Origin of the sequence: Kitasatospora sp. NPDC057512, assembly GCF_042802135.1 — a bacterium.
GTDB lineage: Bacteria > Actinomycetota > Actinomycetes > Streptomycetales > Streptomycetaceae > Kitasatospora.
Genome location: NZ_JBHVET010000311.1, coordinates 1 through 9,195, shown reverse-complemented (window position 1 = coordinate 9,195; position 9,195 = coordinate 1). Strand labels below are relative to the sequence as shown.

Below are 9,195 nucleotides of genomic sequence, written 5' to 3'. Positions count from 1 at the left end.
TCCCCGTGGAGGCCGAAAGGCTTCCACGGGGAATTTCGTTTTTCGGGCCGCCCTTTTCCCCGGGCCGACCCCGATCGCCATCCCTGGCCACCACCCCTTCCGGGCGCTGTGGCGTCCGCCTCCTCGCTGGTCCGCACCGGCCCGGAAGCCGGACACGAGATGGCAACAATCGGAAGGTTTGAGCTTCCCCTGAGGTTTTCGCCCGTTTTTGGACCTTAGGCTGCTCTCCGTTTGTCCGAAATACCGACTCAAAATCGCAAAAACACCGACACCACCCGATGAACCACGAGCGAGAGGACCGATACGTTGAGTGAGCCCAAATCGTCGACGGCATCACACCAGAACTACCGCCGATCGCTCGGAACGATCAGCCTGACCGCGGTCGGGCTGGGGTCGATCATCGGCTCCGGGTGGCTGTTCGGTGCCGAGCGGGCCGCCAAGCTCGCCGGACCCGCCTCGATCCTCGCCTGGGTGATCGGTGCCGCGGTGGCGCTGACCATCGCGCTCACCTACAGCGAGCTGGGCTCGATGTTCCCCAAGGCCGGCGGCATGGTCCGGTACGGCCAGTACTCGCACGGCTCGCTGGCCGGCTACCTGGCGGCCTGGGCCAACTGGATCGCCATCGTCTCGGTCATCCCGGGTGAGGCCACCGCCTCCGTGCAGTACATGAGCTCCTGGCACTTCGGCTGGGCGCAGGGGTTGTACGACGGCAAGGAGCTGACCCTCAGCGGCGTGGCGCTGGCCAGCGTGCTGCTGCTCGTCTACTTCGCCCTCAACTGGTTCGCGATCACGCTGTTCGCCAAGACCAACACCGCGATCACCGTCTTCAAGGTCGTCGTCCCGACGGTGACCGCCGGTGCGCTGCTCTTCGCGCACTTCGACTCGTCGCACTTCACCGACCACGGCGGCTTCGCGCCGAACGGCTGGAGCTCGGTGTTCACCGCCGTCGCGGTCTCCGGCATCGTCTGGGCCTTCAACGGCTTCCAGTCCCCGCTGAACCTGGCCGGCGAGGCCAAGAACCCCGGCAAGTCGCTGCCGAAGGCCGTCATCGGCTCGATCCTGATCGCCCTGGTGATCTACGTCGCGCTCCAGATCGCCTTCCTCGGCGCCATCCCGGGCGGCGACCTGGCGAACGGCTGGAGCAACCTCTCCTACACCTCGCCGCTGGCCGACCTGGCCATCGCCTGGGGCCTCAACTGGCTCGCGATCACGCTCTACGCGGACGCGTTCATCTCCCCCTCCGGCACCGGCATGATCTACGCCGCGACCACCTCGCGCATGATCCACGGCGTGCAGGAGAACGGCCACCTGCCGAAGATCTTCGGCAAGGTCGACGCCAAGACCGGCATCCCGCGCCCGGCGCTGGTGCTCAACCTGGTGGTCGCGTTCATGTTCCTCGCGGTCTTCCGCGGCTGGGGCTCGCTGGCCGAGATCGTCTCGGTGGCCACCGTGATCTCGTACATCACCGGCCCGGTCGCCGTGATGGCGCTGCGCCGCCTGGCCCCCGAGCTGCCCCGGCCGGTCCGGCTGCGCGCCATGCCGGTGATCGCCCCGATCGCGATGATCTTCGGCTCGCTGGTGCTCTACTGGGCCCGCTGGCCGCTCACCGGCAAGGTCATCCTGCTGATGGCCGCCGGTCTGCCGATCTGGGCCTGGTACGAGCTGCGCAAGCCGTTCGCCGTGCTGAAGCCGCACCTGAAGGCGGGCGCCTGGATGGTCGCCTACCTGTTCGTGATGGCCGGCGTCTCCTGGGCGGGCAGCGCCGACTTCGGCGGGCACGATTACCTGCCGGAGGGCTGGGACCTGCTGATCGTCGCCGCGATCGGGCTGGCGTTCTACTACTGGGGCGTCGCCAGCGCCTGGGCCAACCCCTCGCTGGCCGCGGTCCGCGAGGAGATGCTGGAGGCCGAGAGCGCCGAGGCGGCGGAGCCGTCCCGGGTTTGATCCTCGTCACACGGTGAAGGGCCGGTCGGATTCCTCCGACCGGCCCTTCGGCGTCTCTCGCGGGAGTGTGCGCGGTGCGCTTCGGTTGGCGCGTGCGCGGTGCGCCTCGTTCCCGTGCGTGCGGTGCGCTTCGTTCCCGGTGTTCATCCATTCTGCCGTGGGCGGCACCTCCCGGTCACCGTCTTCGGGGATGATCTTCGTCGCGTTTTCCGCACCTAGCGTGGTGGCGGGCGGTCCTCGGCAGGAGGGCCCGGCTACAGGAAGCGTCGTCGACGTGACGGAAGCACGGCAGCACGGTCAGGATCAGGCCCTCGCGCGGGAACTGGTCGGGATGATGGCCGAGGACGGCGCGGCCGCCCGGCTGGCGAACAGCCCCGACCTGGCCGAGCAGGCGGCCTGGCGGCGGCTGACCGCCCGGCACGGGGACCGGCTCGCGGAGATCATGGCGGCGCACGGCTGGCCGACCGAGCGCGCCGTCGGCCCCGAGGCCGCGCGGGCGGCGTGGCTGGTGGCGCAGCACGCGGACCGGCAGCTCGACGTCCAGCGGCGGGCGGCGGCACTGATGGGCGGGGCCGTCGCCCGGGGCGAGGCGAGCGCCCGCGACCTGGCCTTCCTCCAGGACCGGCTGGCGGTCAACGAGGGCCGGGAGCAGCGCTACGGGACGCAGATCGGCGCGGTGGCGGACGGCCGCCCGGTGCCGTGGCCGTGCGAGGAGCCGGAGCGGCTGGACGAGCGGCGCGCGGAGGCGGGCATCGAGCCGTTCGACGAGTACACCGCGCGGTTCGCTCCGAAGTAACCGTCAGGTCCGCCGGTCCGGATTGACTCTTGCGCGCGGCCGCCCGGGCCGCATTGACTGACCTTCGGCTAGCGCTGCTAGTTAAAGGGCGGACGAGAGGACGATCGGTGCGGCAGTACGCGGAGTACAGCGACCAGTACATCGACGGCGAGTGGCGGCCCTCCGGGGACACCGGGTCGATCACCGTACTGAACCCGGCGACCGAAGAGGTGCTGGCCACCGTGCCGGCCGGCGGCACGACCGACATCGACACGGCGGTGACGGCGGCCCGCCGGGCGGCCCGCGCCTGGGGCACGACCACCCCCGAGGAGCGGCTGGCGCTGCTGACCCGGCTGCGGGACGGGATCGCCGCCGCGCAGAACGAGATCACCGAGACGGTCGTCGCCGAGCTGGGCTCTCCGGTCGGCTTCGCCGGCGCCGTGCACGCCGGGCTGCCGCTCGCCGTGGCGACCTCCTACCTGACCCTGCTCGCCGAGCACCCCTTCGAAGAGCGGATCGGCAACTCGGTGGTGCACGCCGAGCCGGCCGGGGTGGTCGCGGCGATCACGCCGTGGAACTACCCGCTGCACCAGATCGTCGCCAAGACCGTCCCGGCCCTGGCGGCCGGCTGCCCGGTGGTCCTCAAGCCGGCCGAGGACACCCCGCTGGTGGCCCGGCTGTTCGCCCGGCTGGTGCACGCGGCCGGGTTCCCGGCGGGCGTCTTCAACCTGGTGACCGGCACCGGCGCGGTGGCGGGCGCGGCGCTCGTCGGGCACCGGGACGTGGACCTGGTCTCGTTCACCGGGTCCACCGCTGTCGGCCGGCAGGTCGCCGAGACGGCCGGCCGGGGGCTGAAGCGGGTCTCCCTGGAGCTGGGCGGCAAGTCGGCCAACGTGGTGCTGCCCGGCGCCGACCTGGCCCGTGCGGTCAAGGCGAACGTCGCCAACGTCTTCGCCAACTCGGGCCAGACCTGCAACGCGCTGACCCGCCTGCTGGTGCACGAGGACCAGTACGAGGAGGCGGTCGCCCGGGCCGAGGAGGTCGCCGCCCAGTACCGGCCGGGCGACCCGACCGACCCGCAGACCCGGATCGGCCCGCTGGTCAACGCCAAGCAGCTGGCCCAGGTGCGCGGTTACATCGACGGCGCGCTGGCCGAGGGCGCCCGGCTGGTCGTCGGCGGCTCGGAGCCGGTCACCGAACCGCCCACCGGCTACTACGTCCGCCCGACCGTGCTCGCCGACGTGACCCCGGAGATGACGGTGGCCCAGGAGGAGGTCTTCGGCCCGGTCCTGGCGATCCTCCGCTACCGCGACGAGGACCACGCCGCCGAACTCGCCAACGGCACCCCGTACGGTCTGGCCGGCGGCGTCTGGGCCCGCGACACCGACACCGCCGCCGCCTTCGCCCGCCGGCTCGACACCGGCCAGGTGGACCTCAACGGCGGCCGCTTCAACCCGCTCGCCCCCTTCGGCGGCTACAAGAGCTCCGGCCTCGGCCGGGAGCTGGGCCGGCACGGGCTGGAGGAGTTCCTGCAGTACAAGTCCCTGCAGTACTAGCGGCCCCGGAGCGCGGGGCGGGCCCGGCGGACGCCGGACAGCTGACAACTGACAACTTTCAGCGAACAGATAACAGCGAACAGATGACAGATTTCGAAATCTGTCATCTGTTCGCTGTTCGCCGTCAGGCCAGGTCGACGCCCGGGTAGAGCGGGTACGGGGCGAGCAGGTCGGCGGCGCGCTTGGCGGTGGCGTCGCGGAGGGCGGCGTCCAGGGTGTAGGCGGCCTTGGACGGGGAGCCCTTGGCCGTGGTGGCGGGGGCGGTGGCGCGCAGGACGGTGTGGATCAGGTCGGCGATCTCGTCCATCTCGGCGGTGCCGAGGCCGCGGGTGGTGAGGGCCGGGGTGCCGAGGCGGACGCCCGAGGTGTACCAGGCGCCGTTCGGGTCCTGCGGGACGGAGTTGCGGTTGGTGACGATGCCCGAGTCGAGCAGGGCCGCCTCGGCCTGGCGGCCGGTCAGGCCGTAGCCGGAGACGTCGGCGAGGACCAGGTGGTTGTCGGTGCCGCCGGTGACCAGCTTTCCGCCGCGGCGCAGCAGGCCCTCGGCGAGCGCCTGGGCGTTGGCGACGACGGCGCGGGCGTAGGCCTGGAACTCGGGGCGGCGGGCCTCGGCGAGGGCGACCGCCTTGGCGGCCATCACGTGGGAGAGCGGTCCGCCGAGCACCAGCGGGCAGCCGCGGTCGACGTGCTCGGCCAGTTCGGACTGGCACAGCACCATGCCGCCGCGCGGGCCGCGCAGGGACTTGTGGGTGGTGGTGGTGACGATGTGGGCGTGCGGGACCGGGTCGTGGTCGCCGGTCAGCACCTTGCCCGCGACCAGGCCGGCGAAGTGCGCCATGTCGACCATGAGGGTCGCGCCGACCTCGTCCGCGATCTCACGCATCCGGCGGAAGTCCACCAGCCGCGGGTAGGCGGAGTAGCCGGCCACGATGATCAGCGGGCGGAACTCGCGGGCGGTCTCGCGCAGCGCGTCGTAGTCGATCAGGCCGGTGGCCGGGTCGGTGCCGTAGCTGCGCTGCTCGAACATCTTGCCCGAGATGTTGGGCCGGAAGCCGTGGGTGAGGTGGCCCCCGGTGTCCAGGGACATGCCGAGCATCCGCTGGTTGCCGAGCTCCTGGCGCAGCCGCGCCCAGTCCTCCTCGGTGAGGTCGTTGACGTTGCGCACCGCGGCGCGCTCCAGCGCCGGGCTCTCGACCCGCTGGGAGAGGACGGCCCAGAAGGCGGTGAGGTTGGCGTCGATGCCGGAGTGCGGCTGGACGTAGGCGTGGTCGGCGCCGAACAGCTCGCGGGCGTGCTCGGCGGCGATGCCCTCGACGGTGTCGACGTTGCGGCAGCCGGCGTAGAAGCGGCGGCCCACGGTGCCCTCGGCGTACTTGTCGCTGAGCCAGTTGCCCATGGTGAGCAGGACGGCCGGGGAGGCGTAGTTCTCGCTGGCGATCAGCTTGAGCGAGCCGCGCTGGTCCGCCAGCTCCTGTCCGATCGCGGCGGCGATCCGCGGTTCGACGCCGGCGACCACGTCGAGGGCGCTGCGGAAGGCGGTGTCGGCCGCGGCGGAGGCGGCGGTGTGGGGCTGCTGGGCCATGGCGGTCTCCTGGTGGGGATGCGGGGGCCCAGGCGCTCGGCAACTTCACGTGAGGATTCACGGGGCCGCTTCCCGATGGTTGATTCCATCCCTACGCGCCAGTTGCGGCCCACCGGGATCGTACCAACACCGGAGGGGCTGTGGCGGAGGTCTCAGAATGCGGAACGGGTGGTCCGGCCTGTCATGGTATGTCCGTTCTTTTGCAACGCCGGTGTTTCAGCGAAATGAAGCCGCCACATTTCCCGAAACAGTTCGAAAGGAATGACCCGAACGTCCGCCGAAGGTGATTTGCGGAACCTCGGACGCATCCGATCAAATGGCGCTCGAACGGCCGCCGGGAAACCCCCGGAGGCCGTACCGGGAATACACACCAGCGCACCCTCACCCATGGGGCGGCGGAGAATTCGGGGGTTACGCCTCATGGCAGTGGTCGACACCGTCCCAGTCACCGCGGCCGGGCCCGCGCCCGCCGCCGACCCCGGCCCGCTCCGCCGGATCCTGCGGGACCGGGTCGCCGCCGCCGCCCTGGCGGTGGTGGTGCTGTTCCTGCTGCTCGCCCTCGGTGCCCCGCTGGTCGCCGCGCTGTACGGGAAGAACCCGGTCGACCACTACGGCCAGAACGCCCCGGGCCTGCTCAGCGACAGTGGCCTGCCGATGCTGCCGAACGGCGGCATCTCCGGGGACTTCTGGTTCGGCCTGGAGCCCGGCCTCGGCCGGGACGTGTTCACCCAGCTGCTGTACGGCATCCGCACCTCGCTGCTGATCGCCTTCGCGGCCGCCGTGGTGACCACCACGCTGGGCGTCCTGGTCGGCGTCGCGGTCGGCTACCTCGGCGGGATCACCGACCGGTTGTTCGGATTCCTCGCCAATGTGCTGCTGGCCTTTCCCACCCTGCTCCTGCTGCTCGCGCTCAGCCCGGTGATCCAGTCCCGGCTGGTCGACCCGGGCACCGCGGAACCGGAGTGGATGCAGTTCCTGGTGCTGATCCTGGTTTTCTCGGCGTTCGGCTGGATTCCGCTCGCGCTTTCCCTGCGGGCCACCGTCCGCTCGCTCCGGGAAAGGGATTTCGTGCAGTCCGCGCGGGCCCAGGGCGCGAGCCGATTCCATGTCGTCGTCCACGAACTCCTGCCGAATGTGCGCTCGCAGCTGCTGGTGCACGCCACCATGGCGGTGCCGACCTTCGTCGCCTCCGAGGCCGCGCTGTCCTTCCTCGGCGTCGGCGTCACCGAGCCGGTCCCGGACTGGGGGCGCATGATCGCGCGCGGCTCCGAGGTCTTCCAGGCCGACCCCACGTACATGGTGTTCCCCGGTGTGGCGCTGCTGCTGTTCGTCATCGCCTTCAACCTGCTCGGCGACGCCGTCCGGGACGCGCTGGACCCGCGCGCCGGCACCGCCCGCTGAGGCCCGGCACCGCCCGCTGAGCCCCTGCTGTCCTCCCAAGACCTTTTTCGCCGCTCTCAAGACCCTTTCACCCCTCCCCACCATCAACCCGAGCCCGTCCCGGCACGATCCGCCGGGGCAAGGAGAGATTCGCCATGCGCTGGACCAGACCGTCCCTCGCCGTCATCGCCACCGCCCTGCTGGCGACCTCCTGCTCGGCCGGCGCGGGCAGCACCACCGGCTCCGGCGCCGCCGGGGCCTCCGCCAAGGAGACCTCCCCGCTGACCGCCGTGCTCGGCGGTGAGCAGGAGAGCGCCGGCCCCGCCCCTGCCGTCCCGGGCGCCCGTGCGGGCGGCACCGTGAACGTGTACAACAGCGTCGAGTTCCGCCACCTCGACCCGCAGAAGGTCTACGCGGGCGCCACCTACAACGCCTCGCTGCTCTGGGGCCGCCAGCTGACCCAGTACCAGGTCGTGGACGGCAAGGCCAAGCTGGTCGGCGACCTCGCCACCGACACCGGCACCCCGGCCGACGGCGGGCGCATCTGGACGTACCGGCTCAAGCAGGGCGTCGCCTGGGAGGACGGGCAGCCGATCACCGCCCAGGACGTCAAGTACGGCATCGAGCGCACCTTCGGCAAGGGCTACGAGGTCGGCCCGCCGTACTGGCCGCAGTGGCTCACCGGCGAGGCCAGCTACGAGGCGGCACGCGCCAAGTACGCGGGCCCGCAGGCCGGCGACCTGGACGCGATCGAGACGCCGGACGAGCGCACCATCGTCTTCCACTTCCCGCAGCCGCAGGCCGACGTCCCGTACATGGCCGCGCAGTCCTCCTCCTCCCCGGTGCGCCGGGACAAGGACACCGGGACGGACTACGACCGCCTGCCGTTCGCGACCGGCCCGTACAAGATCGTCGAGCACGTCCAGAACACCCGCATGGTGCTGGAGCGCAACCCGGCCTGGAAGCCCGAGACGGACCCGATCCGCAGCCAGTACCCGGAGAAGTTCGTCTTCACGTACGGCAAGGAGGCGCTCAACCTCAACCAGGAGATCCTCTCCGGGCGGGACGGCGGCGCCAACGCCACCACCGCGTCCGACACCCTCTCCGCCGAGCTGTACCAGACCACCGACACTGACCCGAAGGCCAAGGAGCTGGTGGTCTCCGGCCGGCAGGGCGCCTTCGTCACCCAGCTGATGATCAACAACCAGCGGGTGCCGGACGTCGAGGTCCGCAAGGCGCTGCACCTGGCCTACCCGCGCCAGCAGGCCCGCCAGGTCCAGGGCGGCGCCCGGACCGGCGAACTGGCCACCACGCTCAGCTCGCCCGCGCTGATCGACTGGCAGAAGTACGACCTCTACCCGGTCAAGCCCGAGGGCGACCCGGAGGCCGCCAAGGCCGAGCTCGCCAAGGCCAAGCAGGCGCCCGGCAGCCTGACCTACGCGTACCGGAACACCCCGACCGGGCAGCGCGTCGCCCAGGTGCTGGTCGAGGGCTTCGGCAAGGCGGGCATCACCGTCGTGCCCAAGCCGATCGACCCCAAGGCCTTCCTCGACGAGGTGCACCGCGACGGCGCCGCGTACGACCTGTTCGAGGAGACCAGCTCGGTCGACTGGCCGACCCCGTCCACCCTGATCCCGTTCTCCTTCGACGGCCGGGCCGGCAGCGACATCAACTCCGCGCTCTACCGCAACCCGGAGGTCGACAAGGAGATCGACCGGATCAACCAGATCGGCGAGCCGCGCGCCAAGGCCAAGGAGCTGTACGCGCTGGAGCAGACCGTGATGAAGGACGTGCCGGTGCTGCCGTTCGCCTACCCGACGGTCAACCAGCTGCGCGGCGGCAACGTCGGCGGGGCGTTCATCCACCCGATCTACGGGACCGTCTCGCTGGCCTGGCTGTACCTGAAGTCCTGAGTCGACCGGGGCCCGTTCCCGCCGCCCGTGCGCGGTGGCGGGAAC

6 protein-coding genes and 1 riboswitch are annotated in these 9,195 nt (G+C 71.3%); of the genes, 5 read left to right on the top strand and 1 reads right to left on the bottom strand.

Annotated elements, in window-relative coordinates; all coding sequences use genetic code 11:
- Positions 1-306 precede the first annotated feature (306 nt).
- The 3 genes from ACFU6K_RS20765 (at position 307) to ACFU6K_RS20755 (ending at position 4,275) form a co-directional block, all read left to right on the top strand.
- Positions 307-1,944, top strand: a complete 1,638-nt coding sequence (locus ACFU6K_RS20765; RefSeq protein WP_380665055.1) for an APC family permease — start codon at positions 307-309, stop codon at positions 1,942-1,944.
- Between the two features lie 331 nt (positions 1,945-2,275).
- Entirely contained in the window at positions 2,276-2,740 is a 465-nt protein-coding gene (locus tag ACFU6K_RS20760; RefSeq protein WP_380665057.1) for a DUF6624 domain-containing protein, read from the top strand.
- A 107-nt stretch (positions 2,741-2,847) separates the two neighbouring features.
- On the top strand, positions 2,848-4,275 hold the full coding sequence (locus ACFU6K_RS20755) for an aldehyde dehydrogenase family protein (protein WP_380665052.1): 1,428 nt from the start codon (positions 2,848-2,850) through the stop codon (positions 4,273-4,275).
- Between the two features lie 124 nt (positions 4,276-4,399).
- On the opposite strand, the gene ACFU6K_RS20750 is transcribed toward ACFU6K_RS20755, so the two are convergent.
- A complete protein-coding gene (locus ACFU6K_RS20750) occupies positions 4,400-5,857 on the bottom strand; it encodes a glycine hydroxymethyltransferase (protein WP_380665050.1) in 1,458 nt (485 codons plus the stop codon).
- A gap of 19 nt (positions 5,858-5,876) precedes the next feature.
- Positions 5,877-5,973: riboswitch (ZMP/ZTP riboswitch) on the bottom strand.
- 304 nt (positions 5,974-6,277) lie between these two features.
- Between ACFU6K_RS20750 and ACFU6K_RS20745 the strand changes: the two genes are divergently transcribed.
- Positions 6,278-7,258, top strand: a complete 981-nt coding sequence (locus ACFU6K_RS20745; protein ID WP_380665048.1) for an ABC transporter permease — start codon at positions 6,278-6,280, stop codon at positions 7,256-7,258.
- 134 nt (positions 7,259-7,392) lie between these two features.
- Positions 7,393-9,150: an ABC transporter substrate-binding protein gene (locus ACFU6K_RS20740; protein ID WP_380665046.1), complete on the top strand. Its 1,758-nt coding sequence runs from the start codon at positions 7,393-7,395 to the stop codon at positions 9,148-9,150.
- Positions 9,151-9,195 lie beyond the last annotated feature (45 nt).

Excerpts from the sequence above, each read along its gene's own strand:
- ACFU6K_RS20760 (WP_380665057.1), top strand. The coding sequence starts at position 2,276 with ATGATGGCCGAGGACGGCGCGGCCGCCCGGCTGGCGAACAGCCCCGAC.
- ACFU6K_RS20750 (WP_380665050.1), bottom strand. The coding sequence starts at position 5,857 with ATGGCCCAGCAGCCCCACACCGCCGCCTCCGCCGCGGCCGACACCGCC.
- ACFU6K_RS20745 (WP_380665048.1), top strand. The coding sequence starts at position 6,278 with ATGGCAGTGGTCGACACCGTCCCAGTCACCGCGGCCGGGCCCGCGCCC.
- ACFU6K_RS20740 (WP_380665046.1), top strand. The coding sequence starts at position 7,393 with ATGCGCTGGACCAGACCGTCCCTCGCCGTCATCGCCACCGCCCTGCTG.